Genomic DNA, 23,543 nt, shown 5'->3' on the forward strand with positions numbered 1-23,543 from the left:
CATGATTAATGAATAATTTACCCATTTTGATCGCCAACCGATTGATTCGCTTAACTGGCAATATTTTCAAGGTGTTATCCTACCCATTTCATTACCTGTTCCCAAACAAGCGCTTTACTATTCCTGCACACTCTCCAGCCAAAATAAAGCTATCGAGCTCAAGAAGAATTCCTCGACAAATCTGGCAGACAAACTTTACAGATCAAGCAGCCCTACCGGTTTATTTGAATTACCTTTTTAACCGTTTGCTCACTCTGCACTGCGATTACAACTATGTAAGTACCGAGGCTCGTGGGGAGTACCTAAAAGAAAATGCATCTGCAGAGGTTTATGACGCCTACTCGAGATTAACCAATGGTGCTGCACAAGCAGATTTGTGGCGCTTGGTGGTTCTAAATCAAAAAGGCGGGATATATATGGATATTGACGCTACGGTGGTTTGGTCTTTGGATAAACTACTGGGTAATGACCACGATTCTCTGTATATAAAAATCGACAAAAACACCCGATTCACTAACTACTTTATTGCGACTGCCCCAAATAACCCTGACTTGGCAAAAGCCATAGAGCAAGCGGTATACAACGTAAACAATTATGAGCCTTCAATGGGTGTTTACCACTCGACAGGCCCAACCGTTTTACATAATTTGCTCATTAACAGAGACGACGTAAACGTTCGAGACCGTAAGTTCGTATGTATTCAGGGCACTTTTACCAACGAATATTTTCAATACATCGACAAACCTCGTGGTAAATGGACCCACATTAACCCAGAAGAACTTGTCAAAAAGAAATGATCATTCGAATGCTTTATACAGTGCTGCTTTCATTAGCAGCACCTTTTCTACTATATGGGCTTTTTAGAAAAAAGAGTGGCAAGCCCCATGTAGGAAAGCGCTGGAAAGAGCATTTTGGCCATTCTCCTAAGTTAAACACAACCAAGCCATTGTGGATACACGCCGTTTCGGTTGGGGAGACAATCGCAGCAACCCCCTTAATTAAACAGATAAAGCAATCAAGCCCTAGCACAACCATTTTACTCACAACCACCACGCCGACAGGCGCAAAGCAAGCGGAAACTCTTGGTGATTTAGTCGAACATCGCTATATGCCCGTTGATTTTAGCTTCGCAGTTCGGGCATTTATCAAGCGCTTTTCACCTTCACAGCTTCTAATCATTGAAACTGAATTGTGGCCCAACACTTTGGTCCAAACTCATAAAGCTGGCATCCCCATTACCGTCATTAATGCACGTCTATCAGAAAAGTCCTTCCGAGGTTACCGGCGCATTTTACCTTTGTTTAAGCAATGTATCTCACCTTTAACAAAGGTATTATGCCAGTATGAAAGCGACGCCAAGCGCTTTGAAAAACTCGGGGTACCGAGAGAGAAACTGGCGGTTACGGGATCAATCAAATTTGATATCCAAATCAGTCAAGAATCAAAAGACAACGCCCTGTGTCTTAAAGGAAACATAGGCTCGGAAAGGCCAATATGGATTGCTGCCAGTACACACAAAGGTGAAGATGAGATAGTACTGGAAGCGCACAAACTGTTATTACGAAGCTTACCTGACGCGTTATTGATCCTTGTCCCAAGGCATCCTGAACGATTTGGACAAGTAGAACAGCTTGCAGACACTTTGTTTTCAACCATTACTCGGACCAGTACTCACAACGTACAGCCGTCAGTGCAAGTATATATCGGCAATACTATGGGTGAGATGATGACATTTTTAGGTTCATCCGATGTGTGTTTTATGGGAGGTAGCTTACTGGGTAAAAAGGTTGGCGGTCACAATCTGTTAGAGCCAGCTGCACTCGCTAAACCCACTCTGACAGGGCCAAGTTATTACAACTTTGCAGACATCACTGAGTCATTGATATCCTCTGGAGCATGTCAAATAATTAATAATGCTGAAGAGCTAGCTGAAGCATTACAATTTCTATTTGAACATCCAATGAAAGCGCAAGAACAAGGCATAGCAGCCTTGGAGATCGTTAATTTAAATGCCGGTGCTCTGAAAAACACACTCAACCACGTTAATCTATAAGTAAGGTATGCAATGAAAAAGCTAGTTGTTGATCTCGATGGTACATTAACCCAAGCCAATACTTCTGATTACAGAAATGTTCTACCTCGCTTAGATGTAATTGAACAGGTTCGGAATTATAAGAATCAAGGTTTTGAAATTGTCATAGCCACTGCTAGGAACATGCGTACTTACGAAGGTAACGTCGGAAAAATTAACATTCATACATTGCCTATCATTACTGAATGGCTAGATAAACACAATGTCCCTTATGATGAAATCATTGTAGGTAAACCTTGGTGTGGGCATGAGGGGTTCTATATAGATGACCGCGCAATACGACCATCAGAGTTTGCAACTCTAAGTAATGATGAAATTAACCAACTGTTTGAGAAAGAAAAGCAATGTTCTTAATCATGTCCGGGGCCTATGTGGGTCAAGAACTTGAATCAGAGTTTGGCAAGATCCCTCCTAGTTTTTTGCCTCTAGGTAACCGAAGACTCTTTCAACATCAACTAGCGTTAGCTCCTGAGGGTGTTGAACTGCTCCTATCTATTCCTGAATCATTTCAGATATCTTCAATAGATAAAGCATGGTTGGACGATCACCATGTCAATGTACTAGCAATTCCCGATGGTTTGAGTTTAGGCGCATCTCTGGTAGCAGCGCTCAATATATCTGGTCATAGCTTGTCCAAACCTCTTCACGTTCTATATGGAGACACTCTGTATCGGAAGTTACCAGTGGGAGACGATTTAGCTAGCATTTCTCATGCAAAAGATAGCTATAACTGGGCTGTATTAACCGATGACAGTGCACATTGGCTTAAGGATAGCAACACACAGACAACCAACGATTCTCAAAAAATTATTGATGGGTATTTTAAGTTTAGTAATCCGAGAGAATTGATTAAGAATATCACCCAAAGCGAATGGAACTTCATTGAGGGATTAAACCGTTATCATAGTAGCGTCGGTTTAACACCAGTAGAGTCTGACAACTGGCTTGACTTTGGTCATGTGAATACTTATTACCGTTCAAAAGCTCAGTTCACAACTCAGAGAGCCTTCAATGAACTGACTATCAATGCAAAATGGATTGAAAAGTCTAGCTCAAAGGACAGTAAAATAGCGGCGGAAGCTAACTGGTTCTCAGAGTTACCAGCTGAACTAAGGGGAAACATTCCTCAGTATCTAGGTGCCACTCACAAAGACGGTAAAACATCCTACCGATTGGAATATCTGCATCTAACAGCTTTGAATGAGCTGTTCGTCTTTTCTAAACTACCCGGACACATATGGAACCAGATACTTGCTAGCTGCATTGAGTTCTTATCTTTATGTGAAAAAAGTAAAGCCCCTGATAACGGTTCCGGTAACTCGTTAGATGCCTTATTTTCTCAAAAAACCAAGCAGAGATTGAACGATTATTGTCAATCACATGGTGTGTCCTTGGACCAACAATGGATATTTAACAAATCTGACAGCGTTTCGATTCGAGAGATACTGACAGAGAGTGATAAACATCTGCCGAAAAGTCCCACCTCGGACTCTGTCTTACATGGAGACTTTTGCTTTAGTAATATTCTTTATGACTTTAGAGCAGGTAAGATCAAAACTATAGACCCTAGGGGCATGACCCCCAACGGTGAAAAAACCATTTTTGGTGATATACGTTATGATTTAGCCAAGTTAAGCCACTCCATTTTGGGCCTGTATGACTGGATCATTGCAGGCTACTGCTCAGTCAAGATTCAAGAAGACGAGATTTTTTTGCAAATCGCAGAAGAGAACCAGCACAAGGAAACGCAACAAGCCTTTATAGAGCTCATCGAAAAGGAATTTGGCCTGACAGCTCATAACTTGTACGCAATGCAAATTCAGTTATTTCTTTCCATGCTGCCACTGCATGCCGATGACTCATCGCGCCAACAAGCTCTATTTGCTAACGCATTCCGTCTTTACCATGTCCTAGTAAGGTTAAAACAATGATTGTAATTCCAATGGCGGGAATGAGCTCTCGCTTTTTTAAAGCTGGTTACACCAAGCCTAAGTACATGCTTGAAGCGCATGGACAAACGCTGTTTGAACATTCAGTACAAAGTTTTCAGGCTTATTTCTCGACTGTACCATTTCTTTTCATTGTGAAAAACGTGTTCGATACTCCACAATTTGTGCGACAAAAAGCACAAGAAATGGGTATTACGGAATTCCATATATCGATATTAGAGGAAGATACTCGAGGCCAAGCAGAAACCGTCGCACTGGGCATCGAGCAGCTGCAGTCTAAGGGGATAGATCATAACGGCCCTATTACTATCTTTAATATTGATACTTTCAGACCAGACTTCCTATTGCCTGATGTGATTACGAAAAGTGATGGCTATCTAGAAGTATTCAAAGGTGAAGGGGCTAACTGGTCATTTGCCAAACCAGAAAGTGAATATACAACGCGAGTTATACAAACAGCGGAGAAGAACCCAATCTCTGATTTGTGCAGTACAGGGTTGTATCATTTTAATCACCAGAAAGACTTCTTAGATGCTTACTATCAGTACCTTGCCAAGCCAGTTCATGATTGGGAAAAGGGCGAACTCTACATTGCACCTCTCTACAATTTATTGATAGAAAAAGGGTTGGATATTCACTATCACCTAATCGACCGCAATAACGTGATATTCTGTGGTGTACCTGACGAATATACAGACTTTTTAAGCAAGGCGAAGTAGATCATGAAAATAGCGGATAAAGATATCTCATTTGTCGTTCAGGGACCTGTTCAAGAGAGCACAGATAGAAAGCAGCTGTCCGGTATTACAGAAGAGTGTTTAAAATCAATACGCTATTATTTCCCACAAGCCACGATCATTCTTTCTACATGGAAAGGGCAGAATATTTCAGGGTTAGATTACGATAAGTTAATCGAGCTTGACGACCCTGGCCCTAACTACATCGTTCAAGATGGCACCAAAGTAAAACTCAATAACAATCGTCAGATTTACAGCTCTCATATGGGACTAAGCTCTGCAAAAACCAAATACTCAGCCAAGATTAGAACAGACAACAAACTTACAGGACGCGGATTTGTCGAACTTTTTGAGCAGTACGCCCAAGCACCAAGGCAACCTCAGTTTAGCCTGCTCAATTCTAGGGTAGTCACTAGCAGCACATTTTTCATTTCATCGCATGCTGGTAAACCAGTGTATTTCCATAAAAGTGATTTGTTTGACTTCGGTGAAACTCAGGATTTGCTAAAAATTTGGAGTGAGCATCTTATTCCAGAACTCAGCTTTAGTAAGAAGTCAGGCTATAAATCTCGCTATCCTGCGACAGAACAATTTCTCTGTCTAAGCTGGATTTCTCGTTTGCTTGGGAAAGACTGTCATATCAATACTAAAGCGGATGATGATGCAGGTCTTGGGAAAGGTTATTGGAAGAACTTTATCGCCAACAATCTTATTGTCGACTTACCTGAGAACATCGGGCTAGATGTTACAGAACGCTTTTATAAGCGGGGGAATTTAGCGCTAGAGTATGATTTGAAGGATTGGCTTTATTTCAACAACCAAACGAACAAGCCAATAGATAAAAAAAAGACTTTATCGCTGCTACAAAGAACTGATAGGCCAGGGAATCAGGGCAATAAAGCCAAGTTAGCCCTGTTGTGGCTAACTTATCTTAACCAATTTCCGAATTTTTAGACGCATTCCTTTTCTAAAAAACATCCATGATGTTGCTAGAACCCACTTTGCCTTAAACAACAAAGGTATCCCTAAACTGACCCCAAAGCCCCTTTCATAAAGCCATTGCCAACGTTGGTAAGTATAGCAGTCATAGGGATAACCATTCTGCTGACGCAAACGTTCTGGCACCTCTAAACCTAGTACGTCCCCATTAACAATAACTAGATTATTTAGCATGACATTTCGAGAATTCTTTAAATCTTGCTTGGAACCATGTTCATCAACCAATTTAGCAGGGATAAACTGGTTAACAAAGTGGCTCCATATTTTCTGTTCAACATGGACACTATCTTTGGGATAGTGCTCGTGTTGTTTTTTTCCACTTAGTTCTTCTCGAAAAACGTAGTCTGAGAAATACTCTATGTTCCATACTTTCAACAGATCAGCAGTTTCCCCAAACTGGAAAAGATCTGAATAGAAATAGGGAATACGAAGCCCACGCTCATACTCTTTGGCATAAAAATTGGAGCAGACCAACCTTTGATTAAGAAACGAATAGCGTTCATCACGTTGGGGGTATTTTTCAAATAACTCGATAACATTCGTATTGTGAAGTACATTATCAGAGCGTAGCTTTGCAGCGTACTTAGTCTTCACTGCGTTTAAGCCGGAGTAAGTCGAAGCAATCTGGCGATTGACATTAACCTTAACCGCTTCATCCTTTTTGCTGTATACAAAAGTCGTTGAACCTGGATCTTTATTAAAAATCACAACATCAGCATTAAGCCCTGAGACGTCCTCACCTTCCCAAGTCGAAAGTATCACTTGACTCCCGGGAAACCTATTTCTTAATGTCAAAATTGAACGTTGAGTAATAGTTGGATGTATTGGCCCTTGGACAACAAAGGTTATATCTTCAAACTTCATATTGATGAGTACTAATCGTGGATACTAAGACCATTGTAACCGTTGAAGAGCAAATCGTAGCCAGTGCAATCCCAAGAAATTTGACGCTTATCGACTTCCTTCTCAAACGACCTTTTCAATCTCTCCAAGTTACCTTGTTTCCACGCATTTCCTGATTGCTGATAGCATTTATCAAAGTCGATGATCCACACTTTGTCTTGCTCATCGATGAGGATATTATGGATATTGAGATCCGTATGATTGACCTGTGCATCATGCATTTTACGGATTTCGAGGCCAACCTTTCGATACATATCTTCAGAAAGTGGCTTTTCTATCAGAATGGAAACCAAATCCTTTGCATTAGGAATTTTCTCACTCAGTAGATCCGCTTTATAGGTTACGCCATTCTTTGTTGCACGAGCAGCGATTGGTCTAGGTACATTGACACCAGCTTCAATCAAAGTGTTTAGCAACTGAAATTCCTGATAGCTGCGAGTTTTTTCCCAGCTTGAAAAGAGATAACTGTCTTCCACTAGTTTTCCAAACAAGCCACCACGGCGATAATGCCTGAGTGCCGCGTCAATCGTTTCCGTTTGAACAAACCAAGTCGTGCCACGTCCTTGAGCACTGCCGATGACTTTACCTGCACTTTGCCAAAACTCAGCGTCGAACACCTGCTTAGGATCTTCCTTGAGCAAGACATCATCATACCAGATGGTTTGGTTGTCCAATTGCGTGGTTTTCATGCGAGAGCATCTCTGATTAAATTCGAATGGCTATTTTACATTTATTGAGCGCCTCTGCATAATCTTCACCATTGCTAGCCAAGTGAATTATTTATGAGCCTTTTTTCTTCCGCCCCTGACTCTTTGTGTATTTTGCGCTTGTCTGCCATTGGTGATGTGTGTAATACCCTTGCTGCAGTTCAAGCCATTCAGCGTCAGTGGCCGCAAACCGACATCGTTTGGATCACCGGCAAGCTTGAAGCCAAACTGATTGAAGACCTACCTGGCATTCGTGTGATAGTGTTTGACAAGAAGGAAGGCTGGCAGGGCTATAAAAAGCTCTGGGCTGCATTAAAAGGACAAAAATTTGATGCACTGCTGCACATGCAGTATGCATTTAGAGCCAGTGTAGCGACTCTTGGCATCAAGGCGAAATACAAGCTTGGCTTTGACTCCATCCGCAGTCAGGATTTCCAAACCTTGTTTACCAATATCAAAGTGCCTTCACCTAGTTCCATGCATGTCTTAGATGGACTGCTCGCCTTCGGCCATAAGCTTGGTGTTCAAGATATGAACCCAGTCTGGACACTTGAATATTCAGATGCAGATGAACATTGGGCGCAACAGCAATTATCGACTGGCAAGCGCAACTTGGTTGTCGTACCAGCAGCAAGTAAAGCCTACAAAAACTGGACAGCAGAAGGCTACGCCGAACTTATCCAGCACGCCGTCAACCAAGGTTGGCAGGTCACCTTAGCCGGTAGCCCAGCGCAAGTAGAATTAGACCTAGCAACGAAGATTGAGAACAAGCTGACATGCGCCGTCAACAATCAGGTCGGTCAAAGTTCACTAAAACAAATGCTGGCACTGTTAGACAAAGCGGATTTGGTAGTCGCACCTGATACAGGCCCTGCTCATATGGCCAATGCGGTCAATACACCCGTTATCGGTTTGTATGCCCACCATAACCCTGAACGTACTGGGCCTTATCAATATCGCCAATATGTGGTGTCTGCTTATAAAGAAGCCATTCAGGCTGAAACAGGAAAATCTGCAGAACAACTCAGCTGGCGCGCCCGTGTCAAAGACAAAAACGCCATGCAGCGCATTCAACCACAGCAAGTCATCGCCATGTTTGATAAAGTAACCACAGAACTCCATTTACAATAAACTCCGAGAGACTTCAGAGGTACCACAGTGAGTAAACCAACCATTGCCGTCGCACTTATCGTTAAGAACGAAGCGCAGCACCTGAAAGCTTGTTTAGAAACCGTTCACGACTGGGTAGACGAGATTGTGGTACTAGACTCTGGAAGTACAGACAATACCGAAGAGATTGCACGCCGTTTTACGGACAAGTTTTTCGTCAATCCTGAATGGCCTGGCTTTGGCCCTCAGCGCCGCTTGGCTCAATCCTACGTCGAGTCGGATTACGTTCTGTGGTTAGATGCCGATGAGCGTGTCACTCCTGAGCTCAAGCAAAGCATTTTAGATTCAGTGAGTGCAAACAAGGTGGATACCATTTATCAAACGGCCCGTCTAAGCTGGGTGTTTGGACGCTATATTCGTCATTGCGGCTGGTACCCCGATCGTGTATTGCGCTTATACCCAACCAAGTTGACACAATACAATGACGCTCTGGTGCATGAAAAAGTCGAAGTGACGAAAACCATGAAAGTCGAAAACTTGAATGGCGACTTGATTCACTTTACCTATAACGACATGAATCACTACTTAGTGAAGTCGGCGGGCTATGCAAAAGCATGGGCTGAGCAGCGCGAGAAAAAAGGTAAGAAGAGCAGTATCTCACAAGGCATTTTGCACGCGTTTGGCTGCTTCTTGAAAATGTACGTTGTCAAAGCAGGCTTTCTTGACGGCAAGCAAGGGTTCTTGCTCTCCCTGCTTTCGGCACACTCTACTTTTGTGAAATATGCGGACCTGTGGATTCGTAGTGAAACAGACAAGATGCCGGATAAATTCTAAGTCTTTCAATACATACTAAGGGCGATATTTCTATCGCCCTTTTATTAATTCAGCTTACGACTTATCCATGGTTGTAACTCTCTCGAGACCACATCTATATCAATTCTGGCCATATTTTCCTGACTGGCTTTATCTTCAGCCTGAGGTGGGCAAAAAGCGATATGATTGCCTGCCGAGTTAATTGGTTTCCAGCGTAGAGGCGTTGCTGAACGCTTGCTTGGGAAAAAGCCAACGGTCGGTACATCTATCGCCGCTGCGATATGCAAGGGCCCAGTAGAGCCTGCAACGAACAAGTCGGCACAAGCGATAGAACAAGAGAAATCAACCAAGCCATCGTTCTTGTCGTACACCACCGAGGCTCTGCCTTTTTCTTTCAGTAGGCTATGTAACTCAGCCGCTTTCTGTTCTTCTCCCGGCCCAGCCGTCAGTATAATTTCAAACGGCTCCGGCATATCGCAGATTAACTGAGTGTATTGCTGTAGAGATAAGTTATTGGCTGAACCACCGCTACCAGCATGAACGAACACCCATTGCTTCTCTACATTCAAATTCAATTGTTGTGAGAGCTTGCGCTTTTGTTGCTGCAGCTCGTCAACTGAGAAGCAGAGGTAGGGTGCGCTAGGCTCAACCACAGCTTGGCCAATATCCGTTAAAAACGCACGTACTAAATCCAGGTTGTATTCGTATTCTGGTTTTGCTGATTGTGAGCGTTTTTGTTTGATACGCTTGTTATAAAAGATCTGCGCCAGTTTTGTCGCCGGAGCAAGGCGGTAAGGGATTTTCGCTTTCCAGACCAATTTAGCGTTATAGGTCGTAGAGAAAAGGTTGATGGATGCATCAAAGCGCTCCGCTTTTATTTGCTCAATCAAAGTCGATTGCGCCTGCTTAGGGCCCTTTTGCGTTGGATCAACCAACACGTTATCAATCCAAGGACACAGCTCTGCCAGCGCTACCGTGTAATTAGGCACCAGCGCGGTGATCTGACAATCCGGCATCGACGCTTTCAGCATCGCAAAGCTGGGCCAAGCCAGCATAAAGTCGCCTATTTTGTCGTTCCGAATCACCAGTATCTTTTTCATTACACTTCCTAACTCTCAGTCTTTGCTCCCAATGATAACGGCTAAGTTGGGTAAATGTGAGCCTTTTTGTTACCATTAAGCGATACCAAAGAATCATCTGAGTAATGAATTGTGAGCAAAAAACGTCTTTCCCGCGTGATCTATCCAGGAACTTTTGATCCGATTACTAATGGCCATTTAGATCTCATAGAACGAGCAGCAGACATGTTTGATGAGGTCATCATTGCTGTTGCGGCCAGTCCAAGTAAGAACACCATGTTTACGTTAGAAGAGCGCGTCGCTTTCGCACAACAAGTGACTCAGCATCTGGATAATGTCAGCTCTAAAGGCTTTTCCGGTTTAATGGTCGACTTTGCAAAGCAAGAAAATGCAAATGTTCTTATTCGTGGACTACGTACCACCGTCGACTTTGAATACGAATTTGGTTTAACCAATATGTATCGCAGACTGATGCCCGGATTAGAAAGCGTTTTCCTGACACCCGCAGAAGAACATGCATTTATCTCTTCGACAATCGTCCGTGAAGTGGCTATTCACGGCGGTGATGTCACCAATTTTGTCCCTAAAGCAGTGGCAGCAGCGTTAAAAAACCAAGCAAAAGTCTGAGAATGGAAGCGATAGAGAGCTAAACGTTTTAGCTCTCTATCTGGCTACTTCTGGCAATGACTGCAGAAGAAAGTATTACGCTGGCCAATCTTCTGCTCTTCAATTGCTTCCCCACAGCTAGGGCAAGCTTCACCGGCTTTGCCATAAATTTGCAGCTCTTGAGCAAAGTAGCCTGGTTTGCCATCTGCCTGAGCAAAATCTTTTAACGTTGTTCCGCCCTGTTTAATGGCCGTATCGAGCACCTGCTTAATCTCTTTAACCAAGCGTTGCCACTCTTTAACCGTGAGTGTGCCTGCTGCTCGCGTCGGATGGATACGTGCACTAAACAAAGACTCATTGGCGTAAATATTCCCTACTCCAACGACCACTTTGTTATCCATAATGAACTGCTTCACCGCGACGCGCTTATTCTTTGCCTTGTCTACGATATAGTCCGCATCAAAGTCTTGCGTTAGCGGCTCTGGCCCCATATGGCCCAACGCATCATGTTCACCATCTTCGGTCCACAACCAAGCCCCAAATCGTCTCGGATCGTTATAGCGCAATATCTTGCCATTAGTTAGCATCAAGTCGACATGATCATGCTTTCCCGGCTCCATGTAGGCATCCAGTACACGTAAAGACCCCGACATACCCAAATGCACAATAGCGCTACCCATATCGGTTTCAATCAGCAAATACTTAGCACGGCGGGAGATACTTCGAATCACCTGACCTTCCATTTTCTTCAGCTCATGTGGGATGTCCCAACGCAGCTTAGGGGTGCGAAAAGTCAGCTTAGCAACGGTTTGTCCAGCCAAATGAGGAGTGATCCCCATACGGCTGACTTCAACTTCGGGTAATTCAGGCATAATGGTATAGTGATGGATAGCTCAGGGTATTTAAGGTATCAGATATTCAGAAGCAACTGAAACGGCTATCCATTGATCCTGCCAGTTTTTCAATAGCCAGAATTGCGGGGTTTGATAGAAGGTGATCCTTTGAGGTTCTTCCTGATCACGGTACCAAACTTCTATCGTCTGTGGTGAGACCAATTGAGTCTTTAATCCATCAAAGGTTTGCTGGTCAATTTCGGTCCCGACGAGACCGGTCCAACGTTCAACTAGCTCCTGAGGAGCAAGGCTACTTTGCTTCGTCATACTCCACTCCCCGTTCAAGTGCTCTAGTGACCAGTCAGAAAAATGCAGGGCTTTCAATTGCGCTGACGGATTGAGTAGATAAGGGTAGTCAGATTGCACTTCAACCGACGACTGGTCATCAATCAGGTAGGTTTTAATGATGGTAGGCAAGTTGAGTATCGCGATAAACGCGATGATGCCCAATATCATGATGTTGTTCCAGCGGCGACGCCGTGAGGTAGAAACACGCATGAATTTGTCATTCCTTATAGGTAACTATAAGAAAAGGTAGCAGAAAATAACAACGAGGGAAATGGAGACAGGTAGGTTTGACCGTGGCGACTTTGCAAAACATCAAACAATAAAAAACCCAGCAAAATGCTGGGTTTCAAATACAGACTTCTGTTTAAGAAGCTTCAAAGAAGAATCAATTACTTGATTTTAGCTTCTTTGTACATAACGTGCTGGCGAACAACTGGATCAAACTTTTTGATCTCAAATTTGCCTGGCATGTTACGTTTGTTCTTGTCAGTAGTGTAGAAGTGACCAGTACCTGCAGAAGATACTAGACGGATTTTCTCACGTACGCCTTTCTTTGCCATTGCCTATTTCCTCTTAAACGTTTTCGCCGTTTGCGCGAATGTCAACAAGAACAGCATCAATGCCCTTCTTATCGATGATACGCATACCTTTAGCAGATAGACGTAGTTTAACAAAACGTTTTTCGCTCTCTACCCAGAAACGATGAGTTTGTAGGTTCGGCAGAAAACGACGCTTAGTAGCATTGCGTGCGTGTGAACGGTTGTTACCCGTTACTGGACGCTTACCAGTTACTTGGCATACTCGTGACATGAATGTCTTCTCCAAAATCGTTTCAGCTCGATATCAACCTTGGTGGCCGAACCTCTCAGTTTCTAAATATAGAAGTTTGAGGTCTTATACCGCTATGGAAACCCATACAAGGCTATCAAAGGTCGCGCATTATACTAACTTGACTAGCATTGCTCAAGACCCGAACAGATCCTTTTTCAAGGTTTTCGTGATCTTTTTTAGGCAGAGCTGATAATAGTTCAAAAAATGTCGGGGGATTGTAGCAGAATTCGCGCAACTCACAACAAATAATGTGATTTAAATCCATCCACGCTCAGCGAAGGAAATGACATCACCATCTCCAACCACAAAATGGTCGAGAATTCGAATGTCGACCAAAGCCAATGCATCACTGATACGCCGGGTGATTCTTCGATCGGCCTGACTCGGCTCCGCCACACCCGAAGGATGATTGTGCGCAAGAATCAAAGCCGCAGCATTGAACTCTAACGCCCGTTTGACCACCTCCCTCGGATAAACAGACGCAGAATCAATCGTGCCTTCAAACATCACTTCTTCTTTAATCACTCGATGCTGATTATCAAGAAACAATATATAGAAAGCTTCACGCTGTCGGTCACGCAAGATACTAGAAAGATAAAGTTTGGTCTGCTGAGGGCTGGTTAACGCTTCGCCACGTTGTAAGGTTTCACTTAAATAGCGCTGTGTCATCTCAAGCACGGCTTGCAGCTGGACATATTTGGCTTCTCCCAGCCCTTTGTGCTGACAGAACTCTTCCTTACTCGCTGCAAATAATCTTCGCAGCGAACCGAGATCCTTAAGCAGTTTGTCCGATAACTGCAGAACATTCATGCCTTGCGTACCAGTGCGCAAAAAAAATCGCTAATAGCTCCGCATCGGTGAGCGATTGTGGGCCTCGGCTGAGCAGTTTTTCTCTCGGCATCGACTCTTTAGGCAACATACAAACACTTATCCTTAAGACAATAAAGTGGGTGACGTTAGCTTAAACTCTCCTGCTCACTCTCTGGCAATCAAAACCATTATCTTCGTCGCAGTGAAAGATTTTATGCAAATAATAGGTATATAAAAGAGCAAGAAAGAAAAGGGCAAAAACGCACAGAATCTGCAACAACACTTTCCATTTCTAGAGTCTCTATTGGCTGCGTGGTAATCTACGCGCAGTATTTTTTAAGGATGATCATCATGCAAACACTCGCGGGCAAAAAGATCCTACTTGGTATCGGTGGTGGTATTGCCGCTTATAAATGTGCCGACCTAACACGTCGTCTGATTGAACGTGGCGCTGAAGTTCAGATTGTGATGACGAAAGCAGCAAAAGAGTTCATTACGCCACTGACAATGCAGGCGGTCTCCGGACGTCCAGTCTCCGATAGCTTATTGGATCCGGCAGCAGAAGCCTCAATGGGCCATATTGAGCTGGCTAAATGGGCCGATTTGGTCTTACTTGCACCAGCCACCGCTGATCTCATTGCACGCATGGCTGCAGGCATGGGTAATGATTTACTCACCACACTGGTACTTGCGACCGATGCTCCAATTGCAGTCTCTCCGGCCATGAACCAACAGATGTATCGCAACCAAGCAACACAAGAGAACATTGCGACGCTAGAGAGACGCGGCATGCACATCTGGGGGCCTGCAGCGGGTGAACAGGCCTGTGGCGATGTCGGTCCTGGCCGAATGTTAGAGCCAATGCAACTGGTGGGATTGTGCGAACAGTTCTGGGGCGACAAACCTCTCAAAGGAAAGTCAGTATTGATTTCTGCCGGGCCAACCCGTGAAGCCATCGACCCAGTACGTTACATCACTAATCACAGCTCAGGGAAAATGGGCTTCTCATTGGCTGAAGCAGCGGCTCAACTCGGTGCAACGGTCACGTTAGTCGCTGGGCCAGTGAATCTTAAAACACCAGCTGGAGCGCAGCGCATTGATGTGGCGAGTGCAGAAGATATGTATAACGCCGTAATGGACAAGGCTGGTGAGCATGATGTTTTCATCAGCTGCGCTGCCGTGGCAGATTATCGCCCACAAGCGGTTTCAGAGCAGAAAATTAAGAAGACGGATGACAGCGAACCAATGACCATCACTATGGTCAAAAACCCAGATATTGTTGCCTCCGTTGCTGGAATGACTGAGCAGCGCCCGTTTACCGTGGGTTTTGCCGCGGAAACTCAGGATGTTGAACACTACGCGCGGACTAAACTGACCAAGAAAAATCTCGATATGATTTGTGCCAACGATGTCTCAGTAGAAGGACAAGGTTTCAACAGCAACGACAATGCAATTAACCTATACTGGAAAGATGGTGAGCAATCACTTACCCTTGCATCAAAACAACAAATTGCGAAGCAGATACTTACAATTATCGCCGCAAAGTTAGACAATTAAGTCGCTATTCTAACAATCAGATATTCGTCTATTCCGCCCGTCTTAGCCTGCTAAGTTGGGCGAATGCCCGTGTCTACGGGCATCAACAGTGGTAACAAAAGGAACACGTTCATGGCCGGAACAAGAAAAAGCAACCGCCGGGAAGAAATCTTACAAGCACTTGCACAAATGCTCGAATCTAACGATGGGGGATCTCGCATCACGACTGCCAAGCTTGCAAAACATGTTGGCGTCTCAGAGGCGGCGTTATATCGCCATTTCCCGAGTAAAGCGCGCATGTTTGAAGGCCTGATCGAGTTCATCGAGGAATCCTTGATGTCGCGCATCAATCGCATTCTGGATGAAGAAAAAGATACCCTGACGCGCATCCGTTTAGTCCTGCAGCTGATTCTGGCCTTTGCAGAGCGCAACCCTGGATTAACGCGTATTCTCTCCGGACACGCACTGATGTTTGAAAATGAGCGATTGAGAGAGCGCATCAACCAACTGTTTGAACGTATTGAAACTTCCCTTCGTCAGATTCTGCGTGAGCGAAAAATCAGAGAAGAGAAATCCTTCCCCGTTGATGAAAGCATTCTGGCAGCACAGTTGCTTGGTCAAGTTGAAGGTAGCCTAAACCGTTTCGTTCGCTCAGATTTTAAATATCAACCCACGGCCAACTTTGAAGAATACTGGTCACTCTTGAGTGCACAAATTAAGTAATCACTATGAGCAAAAAAAAATAGCGTCGAAAAACCTCAATTTACCCCAGCCCTGCTTCATCCTAAATATTGGGGGGTATGGTTTGGGTTTGGTTTGCTGGCCCTGACCGTCAATCTGCTTCCTTACGCCCTATTACTTAAAATCGGCCGAGGTATTGGTGCGTTGGGCATGAAGTTGGGTAAATCCCGCGTCAAAATCGCCAAACGTAACCTTGAGCTGGCTTTTCCTGAGATGGAGGCCAAAGAAGTCGACCGCATGGTCGTAGAGAACTTCAAAAACACGGGTATGGCTTTAATTGAGACTGGCATTACTTGGTTTTGGCCCACTTGGCGTTTTAAGCGTATTTTGATTGCAAAAGACATCAAAGAGCTCCAGCGGCTCAACGATGAAGGTAAGGGTGTGCTGCTCTGTTGTGTGCATGCGCTGAACTTAGAAATTACTGCTCGTGCATTTGGTGTTCTGGGTTTACCTGGATACGGCGCTTACCGCCCCCACACCAATCCTGCTTACGAGTTCATCCAATACAGAGGACGCACACGTAACGGCAACCAACTCATTTATCGTCGTGATCTTAAACAAATGGTGCGCGTATTACGCCAAGGCCATCGCCTGTTCTACCTGCCGGATCAGGACTACGGCCACAATAAATCTGTGTTCGTGCCTTTCTTTGCTGTTGAAGAAGCTTGTACAACAACAGGAACCAGCATCCTTGCTTACACTAGTAAGAGTGCCATTGTGCCGGGTTCAGGGTTCCGCAACCAAAGCGGCAAATACGAAATCATGGCCGATAAGTCTATCGACCAAGATTTTCCACAAAAAGATGAAACGGCGGCCGCTGCCTACATGAATAAATTCGTCGAAGAGATTATCATGCGTGCTCCGGAACAGTGGATGTGGCTACACAAGCGATTCAAATCGTTGCCAGATCACTCTCTTACTAACTCAAGATATCAATAACATAGGTGCTGCTTTCAATGAGCAACAACGATAAAAATAGCATCGATAAACATTTGCATAACCCTACTTTTGAGTGGGCATTTTTACACCCTAAACACTGGGGTACATGGCTGGGCATTTTATTTGCCACCTTGTTGGCCTTTATTCCCTACCGCTGGCGCGATAACTTGGCGCGAAAACTGTCTGTATTTGTGGTACGCAAAAATGGCCGTGTTGTACGTCGTGCGCGAGTGAACCTCAAATACTGTTTCCCTGAAAAGTCAGACCAAGAACGTCAGGAGATTTTGGAAGAAACCTTTGTTAAGGCCGCTCAGTACCTATTTGGCTATTCTGAATTTCTAATTCGCTCAACCAAACACAACCAAGACCGCGGGGTCATGATCGGCGAAGAGAACATCTTACCGCTGCTCGACGCGGGGGGAAAAAGTGATCATCTTAGCGCCTCACGCTTGGGCCGTTGATTATCCAGCCGTGATGCTGGCGGCGAAGGGCTATAAAGTCACCACCATCATGAAGCCGCAGCGCAACCCAATCGGCGATTGGCTAATGCAAGTGCAACGTATGCAATATGGTGGTCGTATCTTCGCTCGGGAAGCGGGGGTAAAACCTTTCGTACGCTCAATTAAAGATGGGTATCTTGGCTACTGGCTACCAGATGAAGACTTCGGCGCCGCCAACTCGGTATTTGTCCCATTCTTTGGTACAGAGAAAGCGACGCTAAAAGGCTTTGGCAAGATGGCCCGCCTATCGAAAGCCAAGGTGATTCCGGTTTTGCCTGCTTACAACGACAAATCGGGTAAGTACGAAGTGCACATTCTGCCAGCCTTGGAAAACTTCCCGACCGGCGATGAAGAAGCTGATGCTCGTGCAATGAACCAAGCGATCGAAGATTTGGTCAGACCGCATCCTGAACAATACATGTGGAACCTGTCGTTATTAAAAACGCAGCGAGATGGAAGCAAAATCTACGATAACTCTCACTAAGGCAATAAAAGCTCGTGAGAGGCAAGAAGCAAAAAGGGTTGATGCATCAGCATCAACCCTTTTCGATTCAATCGTTAAGCATGTCATTCCCGAGAGGGGAGGCAGACAGAGTTAGGAATCTTTTCAAGCAAGTAGTAACCTATAGAGATTCCCTACTCGCTCCTTCGTCACTCTATGGAATGACACCTCTTAATCAGTCGCATCGCAGCTAGCGACTCTAAACTGGTTGATTATTAAATGCCGTACTCAGCACGATAAGCTTTTACCGCTTCCAGGTGCTCGGTCGCATTACCTTTCTCTTCAAGATAAGTCACTAAGTCACCTAAGCTAACAATGGAAATCACTGCACAGCCAAAGTCACGCTCGACTTCTTGAATCGCAGACAACTCACCTTTGCCTTTTTCCTGACGGTCAATTGCCACCAATACACCAGCCAAGTCTGCTCCATTGGCTTTGATGATTTCCATCGACTCGCGAATCGCAGTACCCGCAGTAATCACATCATCAACCAGCATAATACGGCCTTCTAGCGCACTGCCAACAAGGTTGCCGCCTTCACCGTGGTCTTTCGCCTCTTTGCGGTTAAAGCAGTATGGCGTGTCAATCTCGTGATGATCCGCCAACGCAACGGCTGTGGTCGTCGCGATTGGAATCCCTTTGTATGCTGGGCCAAACAAAACATCAAACTCGATGCCAGAATCTGCCAGTGCAGCGGCGTAGAATCGACCCAAACGCGCTAAATCTCGACCCGTGTTGAAAAGACCAGCGTTAAAGAAATACGGGCTCTTACGACCTGACTTTAAAGTAAACTCACCAAACTTCAGTACTTCTTTCTCTAATGCAAACTCAATAAATTCACGCTGGTATGCTTTCATCACTTTCTCTCTAAATAAAAGGTCTAGTTGTCTAGACGGTTTATAAACAGTTCAAAACTTAGCCTTGGCCAAATTTTGATAAAAAAATAGCCCCCGTTGTGGGAGCTATCTAAATCAATTTTCTAACGCCGCCTTCTGCGCCGCTACAATCTCGGTGACCCCTTTGGTCGCCGACTCCAATAACTTCATCAGCTCAGCATGGGTGAACGGTTCGCCCTCTGCGGTACCTTGAACTTCAATCATGCGGCCATCTTCCGTCATGACCACGTTCATATCCGTGTCAGCGGCAGAGTCTTCGACATACTCTAGGTCACACAATACATCTTCACCTAGGATACCAACTGAAACAGCAGCCACATGGCCTTTCATCGGGTTTTTCTTCAGCTTACCGTTTTCAATTAGGTGCTGGAACGCATCGGCCATTGCCACGCTTGCGCCTGAAATCGATGCCGTACGTGTACCGCCATCCGCTTGGATTACGTCACAGTCGACGGTGACCATAATCTCACCCATGGCTTCTAGGTCGACCACGGCACGAAGGCTACGTGCAATCAGACGCTGGATTTCCATCGTACGGCCGCCCTGTTTACCACTTGCCGCTTCACGACGCATACGTGAATGCGTTGAACGTGGCAACATGCCGTATTCAGCCGTCACCCAGCCCTTGCCCTGACCTTTTAGCCAACGTGGCACATTCTCTTCAACGGTCGCATTACACAATACTTTTGTATTGCCGAATTCCACTAAAACTGAGCCTTCAGCGTAAGCCGTGTAATTACGAGTGATTTTGATTGGGCGAATTTGATCCGCCTGACGGTCATTTGGACGCATGGGCATCTACCTTAGTTATCTACCTAACAAGAGGGGGAGACGAATTTGGTTGGAGCAGGATTCTAGCAGAAAGCGAGATATCGGGAAAGCACCCCACGGCGTTGCGTTCCAAATCTCGTGCATTCTGCTACTATTGCAACGCGTTATTTTCAAAGATGATGAAATAGGAAAATTCGATGATCTACAGTATGACCGCCTACGCACGGAAAGAAGTGAAAGGTGATTGGGGTACCGCTGTGTGGGAAATCCGCAGTGTGAACCAGCGTTACTTGGAAACCTACTTCCGCCTACCGGAACAGTTCCGAGGTTTAGAGCCCGTTCTTCGCGAGCGTTTTCGCAAGCGCCTAGCACGCGGTAAAGTGGAATGTGCGTTGCGCTTTGAAGCGAACCCAGCAGCAAAAGGCGAGCTAAGCATTAACGAAGGCTTAGCACAACAAGTGATCAATGCCGCTAGCCAAGTGATGAAGATGACCGGTGACGAAAGCCGTCTTAACCCCTTCCAGATCATGAACTGGCCGGGCGTGATGGAAACTTCTGAGCAGGACATGGATGCGGTAAACAAGGATTTGTTGGCGGCTTTTGACCAAGCGGTAAGCGAATTTATCGAAGCCCGTGGCCGTGAAGGCGAAAACATGAAGGCGCTGATTGAACAGCGTTTATCAGCCATTACTGACGAAGTGGTTAAAGTTCGTGCTCGCATGCCGGAAATTCTCGATTGGCAACGTGAGCGCCTGTTTGCCAAATTTGAAGACGCCAAAATTGAACTTGACCCTTCACGAGTTGAACAAGAGCTGATTTTATTGGCGCAAAAGTCAGACGTAGCAGAAGAGCTGGACCGCTTGGACTCTCACGTTAAAGAAGCGACCAATATCCTGAAAAAAGGCGGCGCATGTGGTCGTCGTCTCGATTTTATGATGCAAGAGTTCAACCGCGAGTCGAACACGTTAGCATCCAAGTCTATCAGCACTGACATCACCGCCTCTGGCGTTGAACTAAAAGTGCTGATTGAGCAGATGCGCGAGCAGATCCAGAATATTGAATAGCATTTCACCGTCATTCAGTTAACTTAAATGCTTTGAAAATAAAGGGTTCCTATTGGAACCCTTTATTTTTGGGGAGGATTATAATGCCGTTATGACCCATCAATTAACACCCGAATCTCTATCGCTTTTTACTAGCCACCCTTCCAATGGCATGATTCAAGGCATACCCCGCGATTGGATTGCCTTGTCACGCTTCATCAATTCTCCACTGCGCATTTTTCGTCATAATCACCAATAAAACGAATGATGACTGTATAGGCGGACAGTAAAGAGAAGGCAACGCATTGCTGGACAATCTTCTTTATAGTGCCTGTCCTTGTTATTTATTGTTATTTATTTTTAGCTCAAATATTAAATACACGTGCGGTCGCCCTACATGATTTACACTCTCACAAGAAAAAGAGTTTATTAATATATAAAATATAATAATATTAGTTACATTGAACATAATCACCCATATTACGCACCAAGAAAAATAGTTATGATTTCATGCTCTTTATTCAATAATGTGAGTAAATCATGAGCAGGAATCCTCCACCGAAAGGTCGAAACTATCCATTCGCACAGCGAGGTAGTGCTTTTTGGGAACAGTGTCATGTCACATATGATCAAGCTGTCGATATGTATTATGACCAAACCGCGATGCAGCAACATTTAGGTCATGATCCTATCGTGAATTCTCTGGTCTATAAAAGAGTAAAGTATCCAACCATTTTTGATGCTCAAAGGGCATATACACAGGATCAGAATAGCTTCTACCAAAAGAAAGAGCAGGAACAGCTTGAGCTTGAAGCAAGAGGCATCAAGGCATTTAAAAACATGAATGATGCGATCCGTGGTCGTTTAAATCCGACGGAAGATGGTTTGGCTAATCCGCTTGAGCGTCCGTTAAAACCAATGGGTGACGTATCAAAGGGCATTTTCGAACAGTTTACGAATGAAGTTGTTCATGAGCCGTCAGCTAGAAGTGCAGAGATAGCTTCTGTTCAGCCCAATTTACAAGAAATTCAAGCCAGCGAAGGTAAACGCGAATTCGTTCAAGAACAGTGGCAATCTGTGGCGGGTGATTTTCCGTTATTGGTTTTTGAAACTAAAAATAAAATGGATGATTTTGATGCTCCGGATATGAATTCCGGAGATGAAGATCGTTTTAAAATAGAGTCTTACGGATTTATGCAGCCATTTAAAGACAGTTACGCTGCGCCTCAAGCTGGCTATCCTGCTTCTAACTATACAGTGTTAGAAGACCAATTTTCCTTACCTGCAAGTGAACATTTTAAGCGTATGCGTAGTTTGGCAAATGATGCGGTTTTAGGTGTTGGCTTTTCAACCGAGGGCGAAACGAAAGATATCTTTTTTGAAATGGTTGATAAATTTGAGCGCAATGAGGGCGGTTACTACAGTAATCCATTGTTAAGTAGGGCATTGCAAGAGCATGAGACAACTCAACGTTTTCATCAAGCTCTAAAAAAATGCCTAGGTGACAACGTTCAGGATGGTAGGTTGCCCGATGATGTTCTTAGTGTTTCAAGTCTGTATATGTCCACTAAGGGGAAAGGGGCTAACTTACCTCAGTTCTCTACTGATCTAACAGGAGCGGATCTTTACAATGGAAATGTGCTTACTGTACATGGAATTTGGTCTATGCGTGTCTATGTTGAACAACTTGAATATAAAGGAAATCAAATCCGTGGGACTTTTAAGTACACTGTTCAAGACCATTTTGGTCTAGATCATCGTGATATAGATCATGAATGGAGTGAGCCACATCGTTGGTATGAAAAATTAGAGGGATTCCGTTCTTGGTATTTACTTCAGCACTTCAAGGGTTATGGTTATCAGCCTTTTATAACAAAAATGGATTTTGAATTATGAGTAAGGTTTTTCGATATTCTTTGTTGTTAATCCCCTTATTTTTTTTTGTTTTGCTTTGGTTTGGAGTTGTTTTTAATGTTGATATGCTCCCTAATGGTGTTCTCTATGATGACACAGTTGAATACACTGGTGATGGTCTAAAGCCTAGTGGTTTGATACCTAACAGTTTATTTAATTTTTTGGGGATTATTGCAATGGTTCCTGGTTTTTTTATAGGCTCTATATACACCGCCTACAAAAAACTTTGGTGGTGGTTTGCTGCTTACATGTTTCTAGGTTTTGGCTTTTGGCTTTACCTTAAGTTGCCAGGGTGAGATCGTGAACGTTTTTTAGACAAAACAGCGCTCGATTTGACGATCACATTTAGCTGTGATCTTATACTCCCTTTTTAGGGAGAGCATTATTTAAGTATGAAGTTCAAGATCACTTTGGACTCGATACTAATGACATTAATCATGATTTTAGCGATGGCATTAAAAAGCAATACGAACAGTTGGAAGGATTTCGCTCTTGGTATTTGCTTCAACACTTTAAAGGATACGGTTATAAACCATTCATCACTAAAATAGACTTTGAACTATGAGAGTATTAATTAGATATATTCTGCTTGCTATCCCTCTGCTTTTCTTAGGTTTGGCTTGGTTTGGAGTGGTCTTTGGAATAGATTTAATCCCTGATGGTTTCTTACGTGATGATACCGTTGAATATAGCGGAGATGGTAAAAAACCAACGGGACTTGTTTCACAAAATTTATTTGATTCCATTGCTATTGTTGCAATGATCCCTGGCTTTTTTATTGGTTCGATATATACGGCTTATAAAAAACTTTGGTGGTGGTTTGCTGCTTACATGTTTCTAGGTTTTGGCTTTTGGCTTTACCTTAAGTTGCTAGGGTGAGATCG

At 44.3% G+C, this 23,543-nt stretch carries 25 protein-coding genes and 3 pseudogenes; 18 read left to right on the plus strand and 10 right to left on the minus strand.

Going from position 1 to position 23,543, the window contains the following annotated elements:
• Positions 1-8: 8 nt before the first annotated feature.
• Genes KW548_01235 through KW548_01260 form a run of 6 tightly spaced genes read left to right on the plus strand, consistent with a single transcriptional unit; the run spans position 9 to position 5,732 of the window.
• On the plus strand, positions 9-797 hold the full coding sequence (locus KW548_01235) for a glycosyl transferase (protein QXX06798.1): 789 nt from the start codon (positions 9-11) through the stop codon (positions 795-797).
• The gene (waaA, locus tag KW548_01240; GenBank protein ID QXX06799.1) at positions 794-2,053 is read left to right on the plus strand and encodes a lipid IV(A) 3-deoxy-D-manno-octulosonic acid transferase; all 1,260 of its coding nucleotides are present in this window, start codon (positions 794-796) and stop codon (positions 2,051-2,053) included. Before KW548_01235 ends, waaA begins: the two co-directional genes overlap by 4 nt.
• A 12-nt stretch (positions 2,054-2,065) precedes the next feature.
• Positions 2,066-2,446 carry an HAD hydrolase family protein gene (locus KW548_01245; GenBank protein QXX06800.1) on the plus strand — a complete coding sequence of 127 codons (381 nt, stop codon included), beginning with the start codon at positions 2,066-2,068 and terminating at the stop codon, positions 2,444-2,446.
• Entirely contained in the window at positions 2,437-4,023 is a 1,587-nt protein-coding gene (locus tag KW548_01250) for a capsular biosynthesis protein (GenBank protein ID QXX06801.1), read from the plus strand. Before KW548_01245 ends, KW548_01250 begins: the two co-directional genes overlap by 10 nt.
• Positions 4,020-4,760 (plus strand): glycosyltransferase family 2 protein, encoded by a 741-nt coding sequence (locus KW548_01255; protein QXX06802.1) that lies wholly within the window; start codon positions 4,020-4,022, stop codon positions 4,758-4,760. Before KW548_01250 ends, KW548_01255 begins: the two co-directional genes overlap by 4 nt.
• Positions 4,761-5,732 carry a WavE lipopolysaccharide synthesis family protein gene (locus KW548_01260; GenBank protein ID QXX07954.1) on the plus strand — a complete coding sequence of 324 codons (972 nt, stop codon included), beginning with the start codon at positions 4,761-4,763 and terminating at the stop codon, positions 5,730-5,732.
• Here the strand turns inward: KW548_01260 and KW548_01265 are convergent.
• Positions 5,700-6,641 (minus strand): WavE lipopolysaccharide synthesis family protein, encoded by a 942-nt coding sequence (locus KW548_01265; protein QXX06803.1) that lies wholly within the window; start codon positions 6,639-6,641, stop codon positions 5,700-5,702. The genes KW548_01260 and KW548_01265 overlap by 33 nt on opposite strands.
• An 11-nt stretch (positions 6,642-6,652) precedes the next feature.
• Entirely contained in the window at positions 6,653-7,369 is a 717-nt protein-coding gene (locus KW548_01270) for a 3-deoxy-D-manno-octulosonic acid kinase (GenBank protein QXX06804.1), read from the minus strand.
• Between the two features lie 93 nt (positions 7,370-7,462).
• On the opposite strand from KW548_01270, the gene KW548_01275 reads away from it, so the two are divergent.
• Complete coding sequence (locus tag KW548_01275; protein ID QXX06805.1) at positions 7,463-8,518, plus strand: glycosyltransferase family 9 protein; 1,056 nt, start codon at positions 7,463-7,465, stop codon at positions 8,516-8,518.
• Positions 8,519-8,545: 27 nt separating this feature from the next.
• On the plus strand, positions 8,546-9,331 hold the full coding sequence (locus KW548_01280; protein QXX06806.1) for a glycosyltransferase family 2 protein: 786 nt from the start codon (positions 8,546-8,548) through the stop codon (positions 9,329-9,331).
• A 44-nt stretch (positions 9,332-9,375) separates the two neighbouring features.
• On the opposite strand, the gene KW548_01285 is transcribed toward KW548_01280, so the two are convergent.
• On the minus strand, positions 9,376-10,410 hold the full coding sequence (locus KW548_01285) for a glycosyltransferase family 9 protein (protein ID QXX06807.1): 1,035 nt from the start codon (positions 10,408-10,410) through the stop codon (positions 9,376-9,378).
• Between the two features lie 111 nt (positions 10,411-10,521).
• Between KW548_01285 and coaD the strand changes: the two genes are divergently transcribed.
• On the plus strand, positions 10,522-11,016 hold the full coding sequence (gene coaD / locus KW548_01290; GenBank protein ID QXX06808.1) for a pantetheine-phosphate adenylyltransferase: 495 nt from the start codon (positions 10,522-10,524) through the stop codon (positions 11,014-11,016).
• Between the two features lie 44 nt (positions 11,017-11,060).
• Here coaD and mutM read toward each other — a convergent pair whose 3' ends face one another.
• From mutM to radC, 5 genes and pseudogenes are all read right to left on the minus strand, one after another.
• Positions 11,061-11,867: a bifunctional DNA-formamidopyrimidine glycosylase/DNA-(apurinic or apyrimidinic site) lyase gene (mutM, locus tag KW548_01295; GenBank protein QXX06809.1), complete on the minus strand. Its 807-nt coding sequence runs from the start codon at positions 11,865-11,867 to the stop codon at positions 11,061-11,063.
• A gap of 30 nt (positions 11,868-11,897) precedes the next feature.
• The gene (locus tag KW548_01300) at positions 11,898-12,386 is read right to left on the minus strand and encodes a hypothetical protein (protein ID QXX06810.1); all 489 of its coding nucleotides are present in this window, start codon (positions 12,384-12,386) and stop codon (positions 11,898-11,900) included.
• 179 nt (positions 12,387-12,565) lie between these two features.
• Positions 12,566-12,736 carry a 50S ribosomal protein L33 gene (gene rpmG, locus KW548_01305; GenBank protein QXX06811.1) on the minus strand — a complete coding sequence of 57 codons (171 nt, stop codon included), beginning with the start codon at positions 12,734-12,736 and terminating at the stop codon, positions 12,566-12,568.
• Between the two features lie 13 nt (positions 12,737-12,749).
• Positions 12,750-12,986, minus strand: a complete 237-nt coding sequence (rpmB, locus tag KW548_01310) for a 50S ribosomal protein L28 (GenBank protein QXX06812.1) — start codon at positions 12,984-12,986, stop codon at positions 12,750-12,752.
• Positions 12,987-13,262: 276 nt separating this feature from the next.
• A pseudogene (radC, locus tag KW548_01315) lies at positions 13,263-13,938 on the minus strand (DNA repair protein RadC).
• Positions 13,939-14,168: 230 nt separating this feature from the next.
• On the opposite strand from radC, the gene coaBC reads away from it, so the two are divergent.
• From coaBC to lpxM, 4 genes and pseudogenes are all read left to right on the plus strand, one after another.
• On the plus strand, positions 14,169-15,374 hold the full coding sequence (coaBC, locus tag KW548_01320) for a bifunctional phosphopantothenoylcysteine decarboxylase/phosphopantothenate--cysteine ligase CoaBC (GenBank protein QXX06813.1): 1,206 nt from the start codon (positions 14,169-14,171) through the stop codon (positions 15,372-15,374).
• Between the two features lie 111 nt (positions 15,375-15,485).
• A complete protein-coding gene (slmA, locus tag KW548_01325; protein QXX06814.1) occupies positions 15,486-16,076 on the plus strand; it encodes a nucleoid occlusion factor SlmA in 591 nt (196 codons plus the stop codon).
• A 51-nt stretch (positions 16,077-16,127) separates the two neighbouring features.
• A complete protein-coding gene (lpxL, locus tag KW548_01330; protein ID QXX07955.1) occupies positions 16,128-17,033 on the plus strand; it encodes an LpxL/LpxP family Kdo(2)-lipid IV(A) lauroyl/palmitoleoyl acyltransferase in 906 nt (301 codons plus the stop codon).
• A 17-nt stretch (positions 17,034-17,050) separates the two neighbouring features.
• Positions 17,051-18,017, plus strand: a pseudogene (lpxM, locus tag KW548_01335) (lauroyl-Kdo(2)-lipid IV(A) myristoyltransferase).
• 233 nt (positions 18,018-18,250) lie between these two features.
• Here lpxM and pyrE read toward each other — a convergent pair.
• Entirely contained in the window at positions 18,251-18,892 is a 642-nt protein-coding gene (gene pyrE / locus KW548_01340; GenBank protein QXX06815.1) for an orotate phosphoribosyltransferase, read from the minus strand.
• Between the two features lie 114 nt (positions 18,893-19,006).
• Positions 19,007-19,723, minus strand: coding sequence for a ribonuclease PH (rph, locus tag KW548_01345; protein ID QXX06816.1), 717 nt, complete (start codon positions 19,721-19,723; stop codon positions 19,007-19,009).
• 176 nt (positions 19,724-19,899) lie between these two features.
• Here rph and KW548_01350 point away from each other — a divergent pair, with 176 nt between their 5' ends.
• From KW548_01350 to KW548_01370, 5 genes and pseudogenes are all read left to right on the plus strand, one after another.
• The gene (locus tag KW548_01350) at positions 19,900-20,766 is read left to right on the plus strand and encodes a YicC family protein (protein QXX06817.1); all 867 of its coding nucleotides are present in this window, start codon (positions 19,900-19,902) and stop codon (positions 20,764-20,766) included.
• A gap of 897 nt (positions 20,767-21,663) precedes the next feature.
• Positions 21,664-22,641 (plus strand): DUF3289 family protein, encoded by a 978-nt coding sequence (locus KW548_01355; protein ID QXX07956.1) that lies wholly within the window; start codon positions 21,664-21,666, stop codon positions 22,639-22,641.
• Positions 22,638-22,955, plus strand: coding sequence for a hypothetical protein (locus tag KW548_01360; GenBank protein ID QXX06818.1), 318 nt, complete (start codon positions 22,638-22,640; stop codon positions 22,953-22,955). The genes KW548_01355 and KW548_01360 overlap by 4 nt, the downstream gene beginning before the upstream one ends.
• 89 nt (positions 22,956-23,044) lie before the next feature.
• Positions 23,045-23,224: pseudogene (locus KW548_01365) on the plus strand (DUF3289 family protein).
• A complete protein-coding gene (locus KW548_01370) occupies positions 23,221-23,538 on the plus strand; it encodes a hypothetical protein (protein QXX06819.1) in 318 nt (105 codons plus the stop codon). Before KW548_01365 ends, KW548_01370 begins: the two are co-directional and overlap by 4 nt.
• Positions 23,539-23,543: the final 5 nt, after the last annotated feature.

This window comes from Vibrio neptunius (assembly GCA_019339365.1).
Lineage (GTDB): Bacteria > Pseudomonadota > Gammaproteobacteria > Enterobacterales > Vibrionaceae > Vibrio > Vibrio neptunius.

Excerpts from the sequence above, each read along its gene's own strand:
- KW548_01235 (QXX06798.1), top strand. The coding sequence starts at position 9 with ATGAATAATTTACCCATTTTGATCGCCAACCGATTGATTCGCTTAACT.
- waaA (QXX06799.1), top strand. The coding sequence starts at position 794 with ATGATCATTCGAATGCTTTATACAGTGCTGCTTTCATTAGCAGCACCT.
- KW548_01245 (QXX06800.1), top strand. The coding sequence starts at position 2,066 with ATGAAAAAGCTAGTTGTTGATCTCGATGGTACATTAACCCAAGCCAAT.
- KW548_01250 (QXX06801.1), top strand. The coding sequence starts at position 2,437 with ATGTTCTTAATCATGTCCGGGGCCTATGTGGGTCAAGAACTTGAATCA.
- KW548_01255 (QXX06802.1), top strand. The coding sequence starts at position 4,020 with ATGATTGTAATTCCAATGGCGGGAATGAGCTCTCGCTTTTTTAAAGCT.
- KW548_01265 (QXX06803.1), bottom strand. The coding sequence starts at position 6,641 with ATGAAGTTTGAAGATATAACCTTTGTTGTCCAAGGGCCAATACATCCA.
- KW548_01270 (QXX06804.1), bottom strand. The coding sequence starts at position 7,369 with ATGAAAACCACGCAATTGGACAACCAAACCATCTGGTATGATGATGTC.
- KW548_01275 (QXX06805.1), top strand. The coding sequence starts at position 7,463 with ATGAGCCTTTTTTCTTCCGCCCCTGACTCTTTGTGTATTTTGCGCTTG.
- KW548_01285 (QXX06807.1), bottom strand. The coding sequence starts at position 10,410 with ATGAAAAAGATACTGGTGATTCGGAACGACAAAATAGGCGACTTTATG.
- mutM (QXX06809.1), bottom strand. The coding sequence starts at position 11,867 with ATGCCTGAATTACCCGAAGTTGAAGTCAGCCGTATGGGGATCACTCCT.
- KW548_01300 (QXX06810.1), bottom strand. The coding sequence starts at position 12,386 with ATGCGTGTTTCTACCTCACGGCGTCGCCGCTGGAACAACATCATGATA.
- rpmG (QXX06811.1), bottom strand. The coding sequence starts at position 12,736 with ATGGCAAAGAAAGGCGTACGTGAGAAAATCCGTCTAGTATCTTCTGCA.
- rpmB (QXX06812.1), bottom strand. The coding sequence starts at position 12,986 with ATGTCACGAGTATGCCAAGTAACTGGTAAGCGTCCAGTAACGGGTAAC.
- coaBC (QXX06813.1), top strand. The coding sequence starts at position 14,169 with ATGCAAACACTCGCGGGCAAAAAGATCCTACTTGGTATCGGTGGTGGT.
- slmA (QXX06814.1), top strand. The coding sequence starts at position 15,486 with ATGGCCGGAACAAGAAAAAGCAACCGCCGGGAAGAAATCTTACAAGCA.
- pyrE (QXX06815.1), bottom strand. The coding sequence starts at position 18,892 with ATGAAAGCATACCAGCGTGAATTTATTGAGTTTGCATTAGAGAAAGAA.
- rph (QXX06816.1), bottom strand. The coding sequence starts at position 19,723 with ATGCGTCCAAATGACCGTCAGGCGGATCAAATTCGCCCAATCAAAATC.
- KW548_01350 (QXX06817.1), top strand. The coding sequence starts at position 19,900 with ATGATCTACAGTATGACCGCCTACGCACGGAAAGAAGTGAAAGGTGAT.
- KW548_01355 (QXX07956.1), top strand. The coding sequence starts at position 21,664 with ATGGGTGACGTATCAAAGGGCATTTTCGAACAGTTTACGAATGAAGTT.
- KW548_01360 (QXX06818.1), top strand. The coding sequence starts at position 22,638 with ATGAGTAAGGTTTTTCGATATTCTTTGTTGTTAATCCCCTTATTTTTT.
- KW548_01370 (QXX06819.1), top strand. The coding sequence starts at position 23,221 with ATGAGAGTATTAATTAGATATATTCTGCTTGCTATCCCTCTGCTTTTC.